The sequence below is a fragment of the Planococcus sp. 107-1 genome (genome assembly GCF_021513255.1).
Lineage (GTDB): Bacteria > Bacillota > Bacilli > Bacillales_A > Planococcaceae > Planococcus.
Genome location: NZ_CP090977.1, coordinates 676,873 through 695,279, shown reverse-complemented (window position 1 = coordinate 695,279; position 18,407 = coordinate 676,873). Strand labels below are relative to the sequence as shown.

Sequence of the window (18,407 nt, the reverse complement as noted above, 5' to 3'; positions counted from 1 at the left end):
AAGTCTAACTACTTCCTAGGTCAATTATACGTGCCTAGCGCCTTAAATAAAACAGAATTTTCTGTTTATTATACGAAAGATTGCGATTTTTCAAGCCCTGCTATTTTCCATTTACCCTGTTAAAAAAGGATAAAAAAGTTTATATTTAATAGTTAGAGTAAAAAAATATTCAAGAAATTGTTGGAAAGAAGGAATAGTATATGAGTGCAATACCCGAAAAACGTAAAATAAGCATCGGGAAAATAATCAAAAAAGCATTGCCGATCATTATCGGTGCCTTTATTACAGCCTATGGACTTGAAGCTGTATTAATTCCAAATAACGTCTCAGATGGCGGCGTCACAGGCCTCAGCATCGTTGGATCGCAATTATTCGGTTTGCCGCTTGGCTTACTGATCGCTGTCCTCAACATTCCATTTGTCTATCTCGGCTATAAACAGATCGGGAAAAGCTTTGCGATCTACTCCATCACCGGCATCGCTTCCTTAGCTTATGCGACAACTGTCATGCACCACATTCCAACGATCATCGAAGGCGATACGCTGCTCGTCACAGTTATCGGAGGAATCATCATCGGTTTCGGAATGGGCCTTGCTTTGCGGAACGGCGGCGCTTTAGATGGAATCGACATGCTCGCTGTGCTGCTAGCCCGTAAATTGCCGTTTGGTACAAGTGACATGATCTTATTCTTAAATTTATTTGTCTTTATCGTCGTTTCGTTCGTTTTCGGCTTGCAAGGCGCTTTCCTTTCCGGAATCGCTTATTTCATCGCTTCTAAAGTCATTCATTTGGTTGAAGAAGGATTCAGCGGCTCGAAAACGTATAAAATCATTTCGCAAGAACCCGACCTTCTTGTACAAACCATTTTCGACCGCCTTGGCCGAAACGCTACGTACAGTCTGGTTAAAGGGGCTTACACAAATGAGCAATACAAAGAAGTCACTTGCATCATCAACCGTCTGGAAGATAGTAAAATGAAAGAAATCATCTACGAAATCGACAAAAATGCATTTGTAGTGGTTTATGACGTTGCTGAAGTCCGAGGCGGGAACTTTAAGAAACGGGATATCCATTAATCCTTCCCATATAAAAGACGCTGAGCTCCCTAGAATTAGAGGGACTCAGCGTCTATTTTTTATAACCCTACGGAATCTACTGCATATGTGGCGTCTTCTTCACTGTAGCCGCCAGACTTCAATTGATCAATTAACTCTTTACGCGAAAAAGCGCCATACTTCACATAGCCCTCCGCCTCTTCTACAGCATTGGCCCGCCAGTCCACTCCCAAGTTTTGAACCGCATACGTTGCATCTTCCTTGCCATGGCCTTCAACCACTAATTGGTCAATCAGCCCGCTCTCTGAAAAAGGCGAGTATTTCAAGAAATTCTTTGCGCGAGCGACTGCCTGCTGCTGGGAAGGTGTCTCCATTTTTTTCATTTGCGCTTTCAAATCATCGATTCTTTCATTAGACTCGCTGTTCGCCGCTTCCAACATTTCCACTTTTTCTGCCAAATCTTTAGTCGTCGCTTCGAACTTTTCCTGCTTTTTTTGATTTTCGATTGTAGAACTATGGGCTGGGGATTGTAAGAACCCGATGCCTCCGCCGACTGCAAACGCAATGACGACAGCCAATAGATACTTCCATTTTGTCTTGACAAATGCATTTATTTTCCCCATCTTCAATTCCCTCTTTTTTCTTATTTCTCTTCACTTATCGTAGTATAACTGGACGATTTTAGACAGCATTTTTTAGACGCCACATGCTCTACTGATGTTCCCTTCACCCGTTTAGAAAAATAAATTTCCCGAATATCCTTGCATTTCCTTTGGAACTGGCTTATGGTTATAAACATCGAATCACAACAAATTGAATAATCGATTTCTTATCAAGAGAGACGGAGGGATTTGGCCCTACGATGTCTCAGCAACCGCCCACGGGCAAGGTGCTAATTCCAATAGGCGAAAGCCTAGAAGATGAGAAGAACAGATTTCCTGACGGGAGCTTTCTTCTTTATTGAAGAGGGCTCTTTTTCATTTGAATGAGAGCCCTGCAAAACGAGCTTGACCCAAATTAAAAACAGAAAGCAGGAATTCCACATGGTAAACCCAATTACCGAAACACCAAAAACTTTAGTTAATGCTCCGTTCAAAGCAGATCACGTCGGCAGCCTTCTCCGTCCGGATAGCATTCATCAAGCACGAAAAGAATTTAAAGAAGGCATTATCACAGCGGAACAGCTGCGGAAGTGGAAACGACTGAAATCAAACGCATCGTCGACAAACAAATTGAAGTCGGTTTAAAGGCTGTGACTGATGGCGAATTCCGCCGAACATTCTGGCACACTGATTTCATGGCCCATATCAACGGTTTTGAAGGCTATACGCCGGAAACGGGCTACCGATTCAAAAATGTTGAAACGGAAGCGTATGACGTGCGGAATATCGGCAAAATTTCCTTTAACGACAATCATCCTTTTACCAAAGACTTTACCGAGTTCAAAGAAATTGTCGGCGGCCGTGCAGTTCCGAAGCTGACGATTCCAAGTCCGAACCAATTCTTCAATGAAGGCATCCGCGACGAAGCAATTTATCCGGATCTTGAAGACTACGCGACAGACGTAATCCAAGCTTACCGCGATGCTTTTAAAACGTTCTATGATTTAGGCGCCCGCTATATTCAAATTGACGATGTTTACATTGCCGGCTTATCATCTCCGGATATCCCGTTCAACGACGGCCAGTATAGCCGCGAATACTTGATTGACCTTGCACTTCGCGTCGCAAACGGCGTCCTTGAAGGCAAACCGGAAGACCTTACCGTAACGACCCACCTGTGCCGAGGCAACTACCAATCCGACTGGGCATTCGAAGGAAGCTATGCGCTGATCGCACCGACCCTATTCGCTAAAGAAAAAGTCGATGGCTTTTTCCTGGAATACGATGACGACCGCTCCGGCAGTTTCCAACCGCTTGAACATATTCCGCTGGCGGGCCAAGAGTGGTGCTCGGTGTCTTCACCTCGAAAAACGGTGAACTCGAAGACAAAGAAATCATTAAAGCACGTGTAGCAGAAGCAGCCAAATACGTCCCGCTTGAGCAGCTATGCATCAGCCCGCAATGTGGATTTGCCTCAACCCACCACGGCAATATCCTCACTGAACAGCAACAATGGGATAAACTTCGCTATATCGTCGAAGTATCTGAAGAGATTTTCGGAAAATAAATAAAAGAGGCAAGCGCTGAAAAATGGCGCTTGCCTCTTGTTTTGAAAGATATCGAAAATTAAACGTTCACTTCTTCTTCGATTTCGACCATTTTGTACATCGACATCAACTGCCAAAGCGGTCCTGGGATATCAAGCTTGCCGCGACGCTCTTTTGGAACATTGTGGAAAATCTCAACTTCTTTTCCTTGTTTCACTTTTTCCGTCCATTCCGGATCGACCAATGCTTGGCGGCCCATCACGACAATATCCGCGCCTTCTTTAAGTGCTGCAACGGCGTCTTCCGGTTTTCTTACGTTTCCGACAACGACAAACGCTACGCGACCTGCGATTTGCTTAGACAGAATCTCAACGATTGTCCCTTCAATCGCTTCATTATGCGGACGTTTTTTATAATCCATCAATGATACGTGCAAGTAGTGGATGCCGCCTTCGATCAACTTCTCAGTCAGAACTTTTGTTTCTTCGATCGTGTAGCCAACGCCCAAATCGCTGTATTCTTCCGGAGACAACCGGTAGCCGACGATAAATTCTTCATTTGCGAATTCTGCCGCTACGCGCTTTACTTCCGATAGAACTGCAAGCGGGAATTTCAAACGGTTCTCAAAGCTTCCGCCCCATTCGTCTTCGCGGCGATTGGTCGCTTCCGAGACGAATTGCTGAAGCAAATACGTATTCGCTCCGTGGATTTCCACTCCGTCAAAACCGGCTTCGATTGCACGGCGCGTCGTTTCGCCGAAGTCACGGATAATGTTCGTGATTTCTTCAGCTGTCAATTCACGGGGTGCTGCTTTCTCAGGCGTTCCCCCAACTGAACTTGGTGCTACCGTTTCATTTGCTTCAATCAGTTCCGGCTGCCCTTGGCGTCCACCGTGCTGCATTTGCAGAATGGCTTTATTGCCGTTAGTTTTCATTTCAGCGGCCAATTGCTTCAGACGCGGCATGATCAGGTCTTCCTTAAACGCGATGAATTGCCCTGGGAATGCGATGCCATTCTCTGAAACGGCGATGCAGGCAGTGATGAACAGGCTGCCAATATTCGAGCGGCGGCGGTAGTAAAGCAATTCTTCGTCCGATACCGTACCATCCGGATTTCCTGAGTATGTTGTCATTGGTGCAACGCCTAAGCGGTCATTCAAAACGACGCCGTTCGGCAATTTGATTTCTTCGAATAAAGCATTGAATTCTGGTTTCATCTATTATATTCCCCTTTTCTTTTGGCTCATTTATCCAAATTAGCATAGGCTCATGTGGACTACAAGAATTCTAGCTCGCGAAACAGGAGATTCTGCATGAACAAAAGAAATCCAAAATGGGCGGGCACCATTTTGGATTTCTTCTACTATTTCCGTGGCTGGTGCTTATTTCGGCAATACGGCTTTTGCAGAAATCAGCTTCGCTTCAAGCAGCTCTTGCCAGAATGCTGATGGAATAACCGCTTTCAATGCCTGCATGTCTTCTTTGATGCGATCGGGTCTTGTCGAACCCGTCACGACGGCTTTGACAGCAGGATGCGCTGTTGAAAATTGGATCGCGGCATCTTTTAAGTTAACGCCGTGATTTTTAGCGATTTCCGTAAAGCGCTCGACTTTCTTTTTTGTTCGGGCGTGATTTCTTTGTAATCGAAATAATCTCCGCCAAACAGTGCACCTGAATTGAAGGAACCGCCGATGATAAGTCCGCCGTCTTTTTCAAGCGCCAGCGGCATCATGCGTTCAAGAGCCCGTTCATGCTGCAGAATGGTGTATTGGGTCGCTGATAAACTCAAATCGGGATGAGCTTCTTCCAGTTCAAGTGCCACTTCAATTGGAGTCGTTGTATTGACGCCAAGCCCCCACGCTTTAATGACCCCTTCATCACGAAGACGGTCCAGTACTTTAAAAGCTCCATGGCGTGCTTCGTCAAATTTCGTAATCCATTCATCCCCTAAAAAGTCCGGGGACAGATCGTGGACGAAAACCATATCGAGGCGGTCCGTTTTCAGGCGCTTCAAGCTGTCTTCAATCGATTTCAGCGTGCCGTCTTCCGTATAATCTGTTTCGATTTTATTTTGCCGGCCATCTTCAAACAGCCCTTCTTTTTCTTCTTTTTCATCGAGGATAATCCGGCCGACTTTCGAACTTAAGAGAAATTCATCTCGGTTGTAGGAAGATAAAACTTCACCTAGCCGCAACTCAGCGAGCCCCGCCCCGTAGAACGGCGCTGTATCAAAATACCGGATTCCTTCATCCCAGGCAGAACGGATGGTCTCCATCGCTTCATCTTCCGGAACTTCTCTGAACATATTGCCAAGCGGCGCAGTCCCGAGCCCAAGTTTATTCTTTATCGTCACTTCGTTTTTCATGGATAGACACCTCTTTTTGTTAGTTGTTTAAATGAAACACATTCCTTTATTTACCCGCTGCAAATTCAGCTAAACGAACTCTTTTTTTCTCGGAAGGCAGACAATAAAAAAACAGGCATAAGAAAAATCTTAAGCCTGTTTGACGTGCTTACAACCTTTAACGCGCATGTTTCAAGAACAGCGCATTTCCATTTTTGATGAATCTCCATATCGCTGCGATCAAGAAAATCACGATGCCAGCAATCAGAAGCCCTTGAATAGCAGTCGACAGTTCCGGATCGACGCGCCCGCTTCTATACGAACCGTAGATTCCGAAGAACGCCCAGGCCAAAGGCAGCGGGTAAGCCGCGTTTTTGTACCGGGAGATGTAAATAAGGACAAAGGCGATCGCAACCACTAAGATGATCAATGTCCAAACCGAATAGGAAATGCCGAAACCGTTCCATTCCAGCTGCACCAATAGCAAAGAAGTGTTAACGACTGTCGCAATCGTCACCCATGCACAGTAAAGCGTGAAACTAAGCCCCGCAAGCGTAGACGGAACTTCAAAACGGTGCGTGTAGATTTTCCCGATGATGACGAGCAATGAAAACAGCAGGCCGATGATTAAAATCGTCGAGATGCCCAGTCGCTCATAAGAAAACGCCACAATCCAAGCCATATTAAACACCGAACTCAAGATAAACCAAGGAGAAATCAGCAAGATCAGCTCACTGACATTTCTCTGTTTTCTCTTGATGAAGAAATAGGCTAAGGTAATGAACAACAAACTATAAATGACGCCCCAAATCGAAAACGTAAAAGGCGCCGGGGAAATGAGCGTCAAGTATTGGTCGGAAATATCCCCTTGGCTCTGCCCATTAAAGAACCCGGACGAACCGAGGTAATTCACGCCAAGCGTCAAAAAATAAAACACCAGATTCAATATCGCGAACAGCTGCGTTTTTTTCAGCATTTGATCAGTCACAATGTCCTCATCCTTTCTAACTCCTCTTAGCATTTCACAATCGTACGGCCTAAATGTTCTCCATTTTTAAGGGCATCAATGGTTGTCGGCACTTCTTCAAGCGCAACTTCATCCACCAATGTTGTTCCCGCAATATTCCAGTCGGTTGCGATCTTTTCCCAAATCGCCGGCCGTTTTTGGATCGGCACATTGACGGAATCGATGCCCAGCAAATTGATGCCGCGCAAGATAAACGGCAGGACCGTTGTTTTCAGTTCGACACCGGCTGCCATTCCACATGTACTGATGCTGCCGCCATAGGAAACCTGTGGAATCAAGACCGACGTCACGTCTCCTCCAACGGTATCCAGTACATAATCGAACTTTTGTTTATTCAGCGGCTTTTTCAGTTCGCCCAAATCGTCCGGGAATATGACCGTATGAGCACCAAGTGATTTAGCTACCTCTACTTGATGGTCTTTGCGGACCAATGCCGTGATGTTTTCGTAGCCGATTTTTGCGAGCATCTGCACGGCGATACTTCCGACTCCGCCCGTTGACCCCGTCACGAGAACCGCTGGATTGTTTTTCGGATCCATGCCCGCTTTTTCCAATGCCACTACCGAAAGAGCCGCTGTGAATCCGGCAGTACCGAAAATCATCGCATCTCGTAAGCTTAAACGTTCTGGCAGCGGCACCACCCAATCAGCCGGAATCCGCGCATATTCAGCGAATCCGCCGGTATGGCTCATCCCCATTTCAAATCCGGTGACGATGACTTCCTGCCCTTCTTTAAAACGGGAATCCTCCGAACGCACCACCGTACCGCTCAAATCGATCCCCGGAATCATCGGGTAGTTGCGGATCACGCCGCCGTTTTTCTGCACCGCCAGCATGTCTTTATAATTGATCGAAGAAAACGCCACTTTGATGAAGACCTCACCTTGCGCCAATCGGTCTTCGCCGATTTGTTCCACTCCGTAAGCCAGTTCGCCTTCCTGTTCGTTAATGACAATCGCTTTAAAAGAATCCATTCGTAACCCCTCCTTCCTTCTCTCTTCCCTAATTGGCTTTGCGGCAAAACGGCTTTTCTGAAAAAAGGCTACCCAGGAAATGAACTTCTCCTGAGTCTTATCGTTTAGTACTTTTGTGATATACTTTTATTATCCATTTAAATAAAATATTACCAACTAATGAATAGGAGGATTTACAATGACAGAACAACAAGGACTGTTAGCAACAGCTTACATTCTCTTGCCCATCGGTTTGATTATGCTGGCAGTAGGTTTCTACACTTTTTACTACTTCAAAATAGGAAAAAAGAAAAAATGCACCGCTGAAACGGTTGGCACAATCGTAGACCAAGCAGGCAGTCCGGACCGCCTGTATCCGGTGGTGGAATTTCAAGCAAACGGAAAAATGTACCGCAAGCGGAATTCTGCTTCCATTACCAAACAGAGGCTCGGCAGCATTCATGTCAGCAATGGCTACGAGCGCGGCCAACAAGTAACCGTCAATTACGATCCCGCAAAACCAACCCGCTGGATGATGAATGATTCCAAAGAGCAGATGATCCTGCCAATCATGTTTCTCGCGACAGGTTTGATATTTGTCGCGCTTGCAGCTCTTTTCTTTTTTATGGCTTAGTTAAATTTGAGTTTATACATACAGCTGAATCGCAAGTAAAAAGACGGAAGGGCTTAATTTTCAGCTCTTCCGTCTTTTCATTGAAAAAAGCACATTCGACAACTGCGGAATGTGCTTTTAGAACTTCTGCTGATTCAGTTTTCCAAAGCTATCTTTATATGTGCCAAATGATGCTCTTCGTGCCAGCACAATTTCGCAAGTTTCGTCGCGACACTGATTTCACCGTTTGTTTCGTGAGTGAATATGCGCTTCAATTGCTCTTCTGTCACTTGCTTCCCAAGTGCCACAATCCGTTCGTTCAGCCCTTCAAGCATCCGGATGGAACTTTCCACCGGCAAAGCGTTGTCCGGAAGTTCTGCCCATTTTTCTTGGTCAAAAGCAGGAACTGTCGGATTGTCGTCTGTCAACGCGAGTCTCAGCCGCTGGTACATATTGAGCTGCGAATCCGCAATATGATGCACGAGTTGACGGACCGTCCAGCTGCCTTCTCTGTACCGTTTGCCAAGCTCTGCATCGTCCAACGAATCCACCGCTTCTCTTAAGCGCGTCGTGTAACTTTCGATTTTGCTGAACCATTCTTGAAGATTTTCAGCTTTCACATGTTCAGGAACTTCTAATTTTCCAATCGGAAATCTTACATCCATTTGTCCAACCTCTTTCCCATATGTGTATTTGTCATCGTTCGGTTCACGCTCAATATACCAATGGGACAAGATTTTGTAAACTGGACTCTTTTATTTCAAAATCCCTTTATCTTTTGCTTCTTTCAGCCACATCGGAAATTCATTCAACAGCTGATTGTATAATTCCTCGTCCGATACTTGGCTGATATCATCCACATGGAAGAAGTTCGCATTGTCGACCACGCGGCCACCCATGGTATCGAGTTTCCGCAAAACATCGAAATTCGAATCGCCAATTCCGACAAACTGCCAAAAAATCAGCTTGTCCGATGATTCCACGATGAATTTCTTGATGCCGGGTTTGCACCCGCCGTCATTGATGAATACCAGAAATACCGGTTCATCGCCCGGTTCTTGTTTCGTGTACTTGCGAATAACGTCTTCCATCACTTTCGGCTCGTCATTGCGGCCGAATTTATGGACGCCTGTATTCGACAGAATGTTCTTTTCCACATACCCCATGAAGGTCGCTTCGGTGGCACTCGGCAGCCTGGAGAATTCGTTGTCGTAGACCCAGACATCCAATTCGCCGTCGTCATCAAACTGGCTTGCGACCGCCAGCACCCGTTCGACCACTTCCTGGACGACGCCTTCGTTGTAAAGTTTTCTCATCGATCCGGAAATATCCAGCACAATCCCCACTCTCGCCGAGACATCCGTCAGTTTTTTCTTCTCCAACACAATCGTTGCGGCTTTTTTCTTTAGCGAGATGCCGCTGATTTTTTCTTCTTGCTCCGGCTTTTTGAAAAGGCCTAATTTATCGAATAAACCCAAGATATTCGCCTCCTAATAAGTTCTTTGTTCAAGTATAACGAGTTATCAAACCGAATAACAGCTTCTCCTAAAAATGTAAAAAGAAAAAGCACAGCGGAAAATAATCCCACTGCACTCTTCAATCGATCTTTATATTTTTAAAAGCAGTTTTGTAATGAGTGCGGCCCGCTTCGGCAGTTCTGAAATGATGATTTGTTCATTTCGCGCGTGAATGCCGACACCAAGTGCCCCTAAGCCATCAATTGTTGGAATTCCCATAGCAGCGGTGATATTGCCGTCGCTTGCTCCGCCGACCGATGCCTCGTCAAGCTCTAAACCAAGTTCTGCACCAGCTGCTTTCGCCATTTCAAAAAGCCCTGCAGTTTGTTCAGTACGCTCCATCGGCGGGCGAGAAATGTCCCCATCAACAGTAAGTTCCGTGCCTTCCAAAAACGGCTCTAAGCCGCGGATCAATTGATCGATGCGCTGTTGTTCGCTGCTCGAAGCCGCCCGGACATCCACACCGATTTCTGCGCTGTCCGGGACAACGTTCAATTTGCCGCCGCCTTTAACCAGCCCGATATTAATGGTTGTGCCTTTTTCGTAATCCGTCTGCGATTCCAAGTATTCGATAGCACGCGCTGCTGCACGCAGCGCATTTGCGCCTTCATGATGGTTGTTCCCGGCATGAGCGGATTTTCCTGTGAAGCGGATCGTGTAGCGGGCCGATCCTTTCCGCGCCGTTTTCAACGCGCCTGTTCCGACTACCGGCGGCTCCGTTACCAGAACTCCACTGCAGCCTTCTGCTGTGCGGCGGATAACTTCTCTCGAAGCTGGACTGCCGATTTCTTCTTCACTTGTAAACAAGTAGACAATTTTCTTCTGCATCGGGAGCTCTAATTCTTTGATCGCCTTTAGCGCCCAGATTCCCTGGACAAGCCCGCCTTTCATGTCGAGTATGCCCGGACCATAAACGATGCCCTCTTCCTCACGGTAGGTCAGTTCGCCTGGATCCCATACTGTATCAAAATGGGAGAGGATGAGTACTTTCTCTTCCCCTTCACCGAACTCAAGTTTATAGTGGTCCCCGTATTCTTTTTCCGGAATCACTTTCGCTTGCTTGCCAATATGGCGCTCCAGCAATTCCTGGATGCGCATTCCGCAGCGGTCGGTTTGTTCTTTATCGAGCGAAGGCGAATCACTTTCTACAAGATAGCGAATATCTTCAAGTATTTCTTTTTGATGTTCTTCCATATACTTCATTACTGGATCCATCATTGCCACCTCTTTCGTTTAATTTTCTCACGCACTGAAATGTTTATTGATAGCCGGTAAGGACGGCAATCCCGACCATGATGATGCCGACGAGCACCCAAAGGAGCATAAGCGGCAAGACGAACTTGAACCATTTCAAGTACGGGATTTTTCCGACAGCGAGAACCGCCATTAAAATTCCGGAAGTCGGGGCAATAATATTCGTCGTGCCGTCGCCAAGTTTAAAGGCGAGTACCGCCGTCTGTCTTGTAATGTCGAGCATATCCGCAAGCGGCACCATAAACGGCATAACGATCGCCGCTTGACCAGTGCCTGATGTGATGATCAGATTGAACAATAGGTTAAAGATGAACATGGCAATGGCTGCCAAGAATAGCGGAAGTTCTGCCATCGGGATAAATGCTGCGTTGACGATCGTATCGAGCACTTTGCCGTTTTCGAGCACGATGACGACTGATCTTGCCAATCCGATGACCAGTGCACCATAAACAATCCCTTGGGCACCTTTGATGAATACTTGCACGTATTCGTTCATGCGGAGGCCGCCCACAATCGCAGCGGCAATTGACATCATGATGAATATTCCAGCCAGTTCATTTGTGCTCCATTCAAATTGGAACACGCCGTAGATGAACGAGGCCATAAAAAGCAAGGACGTCAAAAGCACCAGTTTATGCCGGCCCGTGAATGGCCCAAACTCTTCTGCTTTTTGCTCATCCACGCCGTCTGTCTCTGAGAACTTGACGATGCTCTTCGATGGATCTTTACTGACGCGTTTTACATAAAGCAAGATGTAAGTCATCGTAATCGCGAGCAAGATAAAGAATGCCATGAGCCGCAGATGCCATCCGGAGAACAGCGGCAATTCAGCAATCGATTGAGCAAGCCCCGTGATGACGGGATCGAACGTCCCAGTTGCCACTCCGACGTACTGCCCGAGATACACCATGGCCACACCGATGATCGGGTCCAGCTTTAACGCCCTTGCTAAAATAATCCCAATCGGAATAAATGCAATGATGGCATTTCCGCTAATGCCGACAAAATCCATCACGGCAAAAATCATGATAAAGACAGCAACCAATATGTATTTTTGATTTTTCGCCCGGCCTATCAAAGCGTTGACTCCTGAATTGATAGCCCCCGTATGGTCAATAACTCCCACCGCACCGCCGATGATCAACACCATGAAAATGATGGGCGCAGAATCGACGAGTCCTTGCTGAATCGATGTAAAAATCGACAGCAGCGTCGTTGGGTCGTTATCAATGCGTTCGTATGTGCCTTCAATTACCAGACTTCGTCCATCGACCTCTTCACGCTGAAATTCCCCTGCCGGCACAACATACGTCAATAGAACCGCCAACAACAAAATCGCAAAGATGATGACAAACGCATCCGGCATTTCAAATCTTCTTTTCTTCACCTTCTCCATCCTCTAGTCTCCTTTGGAAACCGATACCTTTCATACCAGCAGGCAGCGTTATTTTTGCCTGCCGCATTCCGTACACCGACTTCTTTTATTTTCATTATTTTCCGATAATAATCGTAACAATGACAATTTATTCTGTCAAATAGACTTCCCTGAGCTCCTTCCCCTCCTTTTTCTCCAAGACTGGGGTTAGAAAAACAAAAAAAGACTGGACAGTATTCCTGTCCAATCTTTTCCTATTAGCTGCGATGTTCTTGAAACACCGCGAACAACTTTCTTCTATATTAAGCTTGCAACGTTAACACGCCGTCTTCCATGCGGTAGACTTTATCGCAGAACTCAAGCATGCGCTCATCATGGGTCACCATGACGGCTGCTTTGTTGCGGTCTTTCACTTCTTTGCGGATTTGTTTCACGACTTCAAATGCCCGGTTTGAATCCAAACTTGCCGTAGGTTCATCTGCAAGAATGATATTAGAGTTGTTGACGAACGCACGGGCAATAGCGACGCGCTGGCGTTCCCCACCGGACAATTCGTTCGGGAATTTCCCAAGCTTTTGTCCAAGCCCTAAATCGTTCAACAAAGTTCGCGCAAACTCCATATCTTTAGAAGTGACTTTCCCTTTCATCCGGCGAACTAATAAGAGCTGATCCAATGCGTTCAAGTACGGGATCAAATTCGCTGTCTGCAAGATGAACCCGATGTCGGTTAAGCGGAATGACGAAAGATCCGTTTCTTTCATCTCACCGATATTCGTTCCGTTCACCAGTACTTCACCTGATGAAGGCTGCAGCAAAGCACCTGCAATGGAAAGCAAGGTGCTTTTCCCTGAACCCGATGGCCCGATGATGGCGATAAAATCGCCAGGCTCAACAGTCAATGAAACATTTTTCAGCGCATCAACTGTGGAGTCGCCTTCTTTAAATGATTTCGTTACATTTTTTAAAGCTAAACCTGTCATTTATTCCACTCTCCCAATTGCTGTTAATGGATCGATTTTCGTCACTTGACGCGCTGAAATCACAGAGCCCAGAACAGAAACAATCAATAGAACCACGCCGTAGATCAAGACCATTTTAAAGTCCAAACTGAACGGCATGCCTGCCGGGAACACGAGAGCGGTCAAATAGGTCAATGCAATACCGGCAATGATGCTCACCAATGACAACACGAACACTTGGGAAATGATCGAGTTCTTGATAAAGCGGTCAGAAGCGCCAATCGCTTTCATGACACCGAATTGCTGTGTTTTTTGTAAGATGAATACATAGAAGAACACCGCAATGATAACTGCTGAGATGACGAACAAGAACGCAAGCATCATGTAGATTGTCGCGCTTTCCTCTTTGTAGCCTGGCATTCCCATTACAGCTTCTGATTTCGTGAATGTTTCCACGCCATCGTAATTCGCGTTGATTTGTTCTCCGTCGATTGAATCCCCTTGCAAAGCAATCATTGTTACCGGATTTTCAAGGCCGTTGTCTGACCCTGGTGCTGCAAAGGCATAAGATTGCCAAGTTTCAAGATTGCCGAATATTGTAGGCAAATGGTTAAACGTTTCGCCTTTTGTAAAACCGACGACTTCGAGTTTCAAGTCTGAACTAGTGACGACGATGGTATCGCCAAGCTCATAGCCTTTTTCGTGCAAAGACTCATCGATGATGACACCGAATGGATCGTTTGCATCAAGCTGTTTGCCTTCGACCACTTCCGGTTCGATAAATTTGCCTGGCTCAATGCCGGCAAAAGTCACATCATTTTTTTCTTTTGAATCCGAAACGACTTCATTTTGAACAATGATGGTCGATTGTCCAAATTTCGCAGCATTGTCGACGCCGTATTGGCCTTCTACATCATCGGCAACCGTACCCGCCACTTTCGTTTTCATCATCGCAGCTTCAGAGCCTTCTTCATAAACAAACAAGTCTCCGTCTATATTTTTCATCGTCGCAGCAGCCAAGGTAGATAACCCGTTGCCCAGTCCCGATAAAATAAAAACAAGCCAAGCGATCAGCATGATGATTGCGCCAATCATTGCAAAGCGAGTTTTTGAATGCTTCATTTCTTTTATTGCTAAAAACATTCGATGTTCCTCCTTCATATAATTTAAATCGACTTTTGGACGCTTCTTCCATCCAGAAGTGCCCAGCAGATGAAAAACAGTTTAACCGCCTTTAAAACTATCTTCAAATAGCAACGTTTTAATCAGTAAATACTTGAAACTAGCTTTTTCAATGATGGGTAAATCCGTTCTTCTTCCCTTTACCTTTACTAGTATAAAACCGCTATGTGAACTCTATATAAACTATGCAAAACATTTTCCGACATATTGACAGATGGAAAACAGAAGCTTAGAGTGTTGACTTATGAACGAGCGATTCAAGAAGGAACCTTACGTTATAGCGGGATAATAAAAGTTCATTTTCACATACAGGATCAAAATTTTATCGAAAGAAAGGCGGTGGGAACGGATGCGTATTTTAGTAGTGGATGACGATCCGTATATCCGGAAATTGATCGGAATCCATTTGAGAAAAGAAGGTTATGAAGCCTTGTTTGCAAGCGACGGAGTGGAAGCGCTCGAAATCGCCGAAGAAGGCGATTTGGATTTGGCGATCGTCGATGTGATGATGCCGCGAATGGACGGCGTCTCGCTGACGAAGCGCTTAGTGAACCAGGAAATTCCGGTGCTGATGCTGACGGCAAAAATGTCATTGGAAGACAAAGAAAAAGGATTTCTTGCAGGGGCGGACGATTATTTGGTGAAACCTTTCGAACCGAAAGAACTGCTGTTTCGCGTCCGGGCCATTTTGCGCCGCTACCAGAAGCTCGAGCGGACCCATACGACACTCGGCAATATGCAAATTGACCGGCTCACTTTCGAAGTGAAAGTCGGCGAACAAGTGCTGCTTTTGCCTTTGAAGGAGTTTGAACTGCTGAGCATGCTTTGCAGCCGGCCGGAAGTGGTCTTTTCACGGGATCAGCTAATGGAACATGTGTGGGGCTATGACTACGACGGGGATGATTTCACCTTGACGACGCATATCAAACGCCTGCGTTCACGCTTAGAAGAAGTCCATGCCAAAGTGAAGATTCAGACGGTCCGGGGAATCGGCTACAAAATCGAGGCGCTTACATGAAGACTTTATACAAACAGTACATCGTCGTCACTTTAGTGGTCATCGTTGCAAGCCTGGGCATCTCCATGTTTTTCCTTAGCCAGCTTTATAATAACCAAGTTCGCGTGGAAACCGATGAGATGAATGTGGAAATCGCTCAAGAAGTGGCCGCGTTTGCAGAATCATTGCCCCCTGAGCGCATGGAGGATTATTTCCAATCTGTTGCAGCACTCGGATACCAAATCGTTCTCATCGATGAAAACCAGCAATTGACTGCATACGGAGCCGCGTTCACGAATCGTGAGCTGACTTCCGAAATGGAGGCACTTGCTGTGTCTAGTGGCATCTATCATGGCATCCGGGATTACAAACAGCAATTCTCGATTTTGAACCATTATGCCAATGACGTGCAAAATACAATCGGCGTGCCGCTTCAGATGGACGACGGGAATTATGCCTTGTTTATGCGCCTTAACAACGAATCTTCCTTTACCGAAATGCACTATCTGATTGTCGGCTTTCTCGTGATCAGTACCATCATCATTTTCTTCGCCATGCTTATCTTGGCCCGCCAGCTTGAGAAGCCGCTCAAGCAATTGCAGCTAGCAACCGACCAAATTGCCCAAGAAAATTTCGATATCGACCTCAATATCAAGCGGAATGATGAACTCGGCCAACTCGGTACCCTTTCAGGAAATGGCCCAGCGCCTTGCGGAAATCGATCAATTGAAAAAAGACTTCATCAACAACGTGTCGCACGATTTCCAATCGCCGCTCCTCAATATCCAAGGCTATGCGACGGTATTGAAAGATGCGGATAACACCGAAGAAGAACGGATTCAGTATTTGGAAGTCATCGAACAGGAAACGAAGCGCTTGTCGGCATTGACGAAGCAATTGCTGCTCCTAAGTTCACTCGACCAAAAGAATTTGCCGATTGAAAAGAAAACTTTCTCCCTCGATCAGCAATTGAAAGAACTCCTATTCGCTAAGCGTTGGAAACTCGACGACAAGCAAATGGAACTGATCTACGAATTAGAGCCGATCGACATTTATGCCGATCAGCATTTGATGGAACAGGTATGGGACAACCTCCTGACAAATGCCATCCGCTACAGTGAACCGAAAGGCAAAATTGTTGTGACGTGTGCACGCGAAGGCGAAAACGTTGTCGTAACGATACGAGACCGCGGCATTGGGATCCCTGAAGACGCACTGGAAAAAGTAAAAGACCGTTTTTACCGGGTGGATGCTTCCCGTTCCAGCCAAAGCAGCGGATTGGGACTCGCCATCGTTGCTGAAATCATCCAGCGACACGGCGCCGAATTCCATATCGACAGCGAACTCAGCCAAGGTACGACCGTTACCGTCAAGTTGCCAAATCAATAAGCGAAACCCGCAAGGTGCAGCGAAATGTTTTGCACCTTGCGGGTTTTCTTTTTGTATTTATGTCCCAAAAGGATTTTTCCACTCCATCAACAGGGCATATCCTTTAGATTCCTCGTCTTCCAAATAATTCGGCACGACACTTACCGGCGTTCTTCCGCAGCGAAGCAAAAACGAAATAACAGGATCTTTCAATTTCCCTTCCAGCACTTGTTCTGCGTATTGTTCGGCAGTGAATGTATCGGAATAGTTGTGATATCCCGGCATCCGTCCGCCGCCAAGCACTCGCTCCAATCCGTCCTGCACGACGCGTTCATATAGAGCCTGCATCAACAGGTGGCCAAGCTTCAACGAACGGAATTTCGGGCGGATGCAAATATCGACGACGTAGAGCGTCTTGCCATCTGGCTTATGATTGCGGATATAGCCACTATCCGTCGCCTCTTCCCATGTATGTTCAGGATGATCAGGATCAAAATCCATCAGCAACGCTGTAATGGAACCGGCAAGTTCCCCTTCGATTTCCAGGCAGATCGCCCCTTCGGGATATAATTCCACGTGATTCGCCAATTGTTCTTCACTCCACCAAAGATCCGATGGAAACGGAGGCGGAAAACTTTCCTGCTGGATCGCGATCAATTCCGGGAAATCAGATGCGTTGTAATTGCGTATCGTTGCTGCCACGGGTTTTTCGCCGTGAAAGACGTATTGCTTCTTTTTGTACATGGTGTACCTCCTTTACTAGCCTAGTTAAAAATTGATCAAAATCATTTAGAAGTTTGATTTTATTATGAAGGAAATAAAAAATAAGTAAATTAACACCATCACTTATCGTTTCAGTTATTTAACTAAAGGGTATAGAGGTGGCAAAATAAAAATCCAGGAGGAATCAACCGTGAAGAAAAAATGGGTTCCAACATTGCTGGCATTCGGATTATTGGTCGCATCCCCTTTAGCTATTCAACCAGCGGAAGCAACGAGCCATACGACTGCCGCCCAGGAAAACAAGCTGCCAGCGAACCTTGCGAATCTCATGAATATTGCCCCGGAGCATCAGTTTACGCTGCGCAAAGGAAGCACACGAATTGAAGTGAAACTCCTCCAATGGACCTTGAATGAATACGGATTGAAAACATCGGTCGATGGCGTTTTCGGCAATAAAACTTTGGCAAATGTGCGGAATTATCAGGCGGATAAAGGATTGAAAGTCGACGGCGTGGTCGGCATGAATACATGGGCTGCGCTCTATGCCGAGCACAAGAAACCGGCAGAACCAAGCGGGCAATTGCCGGCCAAGCTTAAAAATCTCATGAACATTGCACCCGAACATCAATTTATCCTGCGTGAAGGCAGCAAGCGCATCGAAGTCAAACTTCTCCAATGGACCTTAAACGAGTATGGGCTGCAAACAACGGTCGATGGCATTTTCGGACCGAAGACTAAACAAAACGTCCGGAAGTATCAGGCAGACAAAGGATTGAAGGCCGATGGCGTAGTCGGTACCAACACATGGGCCGCGCTCTATGCAGAGTACTAGAAAATAACGAGCCAATAAAATAAGCCCGTCCGGAAAATCGGACGGGCTTATTTCTGTTTA

General features: G+C 46.2%; 17 protein-coding genes, 2 pseudogenes and 1 riboswitch. Of the genes and pseudogenes, 7 read left to right on the top strand and 12 right to left on the bottom strand.

Annotated elements, in window-relative coordinates:
- The first annotated feature begins 200 nt into the window (after positions 1-200).
- Positions 201-1,076 carry a YitT family protein gene (locus L0M13_RS03815; protein WP_235198363.1) on the top strand — a complete coding sequence of 292 codons (876 nt, stop codon included), beginning with the start codon at positions 201-203 and terminating at the stop codon, positions 1,074-1,076.
- A gap of 59 nt (positions 1,077-1,135) precedes the next feature.
- Here the strand turns inward: L0M13_RS03815 and L0M13_RS03810 are convergent, their stop codons facing one another.
- Entirely contained in the window at positions 1,136-1,678 is a 543-nt protein-coding gene (locus tag L0M13_RS03810; RefSeq protein WP_235198362.1) for an Ltp family lipoprotein, read from the bottom strand.
- Between the two features lie 203 nt (positions 1,679-1,881).
- Positions 1,882-1,982: riboswitch (SAM riboswitch) on the top strand.
- A 116-nt stretch (positions 1,983-2,098) separates the two neighbouring features.
- Here L0M13_RS03810 and L0M13_RS03805 point away from each other — a divergent pair.
- Positions 2,099-3,224 (top strand): annotated as a pseudogene (locus L0M13_RS03805) (5-methyltetrahydropteroyltriglutamate--homocysteine S-methyltransferase).
- 59 nt (positions 3,225-3,283) lie between these two features.
- On the opposite strand, the gene L0M13_RS03800 reads toward L0M13_RS03805, so the two are convergent.
- From L0M13_RS03800 to L0M13_RS03785, 4 genes and pseudogenes are all read right to left on the bottom strand, one after another.
- Entirely contained in the window at positions 3,284-4,420 is a 1,137-nt protein-coding gene (locus L0M13_RS03800) for an NADH-dependent flavin oxidoreductase (protein WP_235198361.1), read from the bottom strand.
- Between the two features lie 165 nt (positions 4,421-4,585).
- Positions 4,586-5,568 (bottom strand): annotated as a pseudogene (locus L0M13_RS03795) (aldo/keto reductase).
- 157 nt (positions 5,569-5,725) lie between these two features.
- Positions 5,726-6,535 (bottom strand): tryptophan-rich sensory protein, encoded by an 810-nt coding sequence (locus L0M13_RS03790; RefSeq protein ID WP_235198360.1) that lies wholly within the window; start codon positions 6,533-6,535, stop codon positions 5,726-5,728.
- 26 nt (positions 6,536-6,561) lie between these two features.
- The gene (locus tag L0M13_RS03785) at positions 6,562-7,548 is read right to left on the bottom strand and encodes a YhdH/YhfP family quinone oxidoreductase (RefSeq protein ID WP_235198359.1); all 987 of its coding nucleotides are present in this window, start codon (positions 7,546-7,548) and stop codon (positions 6,562-6,564) included.
- Between the two features lie 178 nt (positions 7,549-7,726).
- Here L0M13_RS03785 and L0M13_RS03780 point away from each other — a divergent pair, with 178 nt between their 5' ends.
- Entirely contained in the window at positions 7,727-8,161 is a 435-nt protein-coding gene (locus L0M13_RS03780; RefSeq protein ID WP_235198358.1) for a DUF3592 domain-containing protein, read from the top strand.
- A 134-nt stretch (positions 8,162-8,295) separates the two neighbouring features.
- Here L0M13_RS03780 and L0M13_RS03775 read toward each other — a convergent pair whose 3' ends face one another.
- The 6 genes from L0M13_RS03775 to L0M13_RS03750 form a co-directional block, all read right to left on the bottom strand.
- Entirely contained in the window at positions 8,296-8,805 is a 510-nt protein-coding gene (locus L0M13_RS03775; protein ID WP_235198357.1) for a YfiT family bacillithiol transferase, read from the bottom strand.
- A 90-nt stretch (positions 8,806-8,895) separates the two neighbouring features.
- Complete coding sequence (locus L0M13_RS03770) at positions 8,896-9,564, bottom strand: vWA domain-containing protein (RefSeq protein ID WP_235199259.1); 669 nt, start codon at positions 9,562-9,564, stop codon at positions 8,896-8,898.
- Between the two features lie 183 nt (positions 9,565-9,747).
- Positions 9,748-10,872, bottom strand: coding sequence for a M20 family metallopeptidase (locus L0M13_RS03765; RefSeq protein WP_235198356.1), 1,125 nt, complete (start codon positions 10,870-10,872; stop codon positions 9,748-9,750).
- Positions 10,873-10,915: 43 nt separating this feature from the next.
- Positions 10,916-12,307 carry a YfcC family protein gene (locus L0M13_RS03760; RefSeq protein ID WP_235198355.1) on the bottom strand — a complete coding sequence of 464 codons (1,392 nt, stop codon included), beginning with the start codon at positions 12,305-12,307 and terminating at the stop codon, positions 10,916-10,918.
- Positions 12,308-12,588: 281 nt separating this feature from the next.
- Positions 12,589-13,266, bottom strand: a complete 678-nt coding sequence (locus L0M13_RS03755) for an ABC transporter ATP-binding protein (RefSeq protein ID WP_235198354.1) — start codon at positions 13,264-13,266, stop codon at positions 12,589-12,591.
- Entirely contained in the window at positions 13,267-14,388 is a 1,122-nt protein-coding gene (locus tag L0M13_RS03750; RefSeq protein WP_235198353.1) for an ABC transporter permease, read from the bottom strand. It abuts the gene before it with no gap.
- Between the two features lie 388 nt (positions 14,389-14,776).
- Between L0M13_RS03750 and L0M13_RS03745 the strand changes: the two genes are divergently transcribed.
- Genes L0M13_RS03745 through L0M13_RS03735 form a run of 3 tightly spaced genes read left to right on the top strand, consistent with a single transcriptional unit; the run spans position 14,777 to position 16,813 of the window.
- The gene (locus L0M13_RS03745; protein WP_235198352.1) at positions 14,777-15,445 is read left to right on the top strand and encodes a response regulator transcription factor; all 669 of its coding nucleotides are present in this window, start codon (positions 14,777-14,779) and stop codon (positions 15,443-15,445) included.
- Positions 15,442-16,245, top strand: coding sequence for a HAMP domain-containing protein (locus tag L0M13_RS03740; RefSeq protein WP_235198351.1), 804 nt, complete (start codon positions 15,442-15,444; stop codon positions 16,243-16,245). The genes L0M13_RS03745 and L0M13_RS03740 overlap by 4 nt, the downstream gene beginning before the upstream one ends.
- A complete protein-coding gene (locus tag L0M13_RS03735; RefSeq protein ID WP_235198350.1) occupies positions 16,151-16,813 on the top strand; it encodes a sensor histidine kinase in 663 nt (220 codons plus the stop codon). The genes L0M13_RS03740 and L0M13_RS03735 overlap by 95 nt, the downstream gene beginning before the upstream one ends.
- A gap of 57 nt (positions 16,814-16,870) precedes the next feature.
- Here the strand turns inward: L0M13_RS03735 and L0M13_RS03730 are convergent, their stop codons facing one another.
- A complete protein-coding gene (locus tag L0M13_RS03730) occupies positions 16,871-17,536 on the bottom strand; it encodes a GNAT family N-acetyltransferase (protein WP_235198349.1) in 666 nt (221 codons plus the stop codon).
- Between the two features lie 169 nt (positions 17,537-17,705).
- On the opposite strand from L0M13_RS03730, the gene L0M13_RS03725 reads away from it, so the two are divergent.
- The gene (locus tag L0M13_RS03725) at positions 17,706-18,347 is read left to right on the top strand and encodes a peptidoglycan-binding domain-containing protein (protein WP_235198348.1); all 642 of its coding nucleotides are present in this window, start codon (positions 17,706-17,708) and stop codon (positions 18,345-18,347) included.
- Positions 18,348-18,407 lie beyond the last annotated feature (60 nt).

Bases quoted from the DNA above. Each gene is read 5' to 3' on its own strand.
- L0M13_RS03815 (WP_235198363.1), top strand. From the start codon at position 201: ATGAGTGCAATACCCGAAAAACGTAAAATAAGCATCGGGAAAATAATC.
- L0M13_RS03810 (WP_235198362.1), bottom strand. From the start codon at position 1,678: ATGGGGAAAATAAATGCATTTGTCAAGACAAAATGGAAGTATCTATTG.
- L0M13_RS03800 (WP_235198361.1), bottom strand. From the start codon at position 4,420: ATGAAACCAGAATTCAATGCTTTATTCGAAGAAATCAAATTGCCGAAC.
- L0M13_RS03785 (WP_235198359.1), bottom strand. From the start codon at position 7,548: ATGGATTCTTTTAAAGCGATTGTCATTAACGAACAGGAAGGCGAACTG.
- L0M13_RS03780 (WP_235198358.1), top strand. From the start codon at position 7,727: ATGACAGAACAACAAGGACTGTTAGCAACAGCTTACATTCTCTTGCCC.
- L0M13_RS03775 (WP_235198357.1), bottom strand. From the start codon at position 8,805: ATGGATGTAAGATTTCCGATTGGAAAATTAGAAGTTCCTGAACATGTG.
- L0M13_RS03765 (WP_235198356.1), bottom strand. From the start codon at position 10,872: ATGGATCCAGTAATGAAGTATATGGAAGAACATCAAAAAGAAATACTT.
- L0M13_RS03760 (WP_235198355.1), bottom strand. From the start codon at position 12,307: ATGGAGAAGGTGAAGAAAAGAAGATTTGAAATGCCGGATGCGTTTGTC.
- L0M13_RS03755 (WP_235198354.1), bottom strand. From the start codon at position 13,266: ATGACAGGTTTAGCTTTAAAAAATGTAACGAAATCATTTAAAGAAGGC.
- L0M13_RS03750 (WP_235198353.1), bottom strand. From the start codon at position 14,388: ATGTTTTTAGCAATAAAAGAAATGAAGCATTCAAAAACTCGCTTTGCA.
- L0M13_RS03745 (WP_235198352.1), top strand. From the start codon at position 14,777: ATGCGTATTTTAGTAGTGGATGACGATCCGTATATCCGGAAATTGATC.
- L0M13_RS03740 (WP_235198351.1), top strand. From the start codon at position 15,442: ATGAAGACTTTATACAAACAGTACATCGTCGTCACTTTAGTGGTCATC.
- L0M13_RS03730 (WP_235198349.1), bottom strand. From the start codon at position 17,536: ATGTACAAAAAGAAGCAATACGTCTTTCACGGCGAAAAACCCGTGGCA.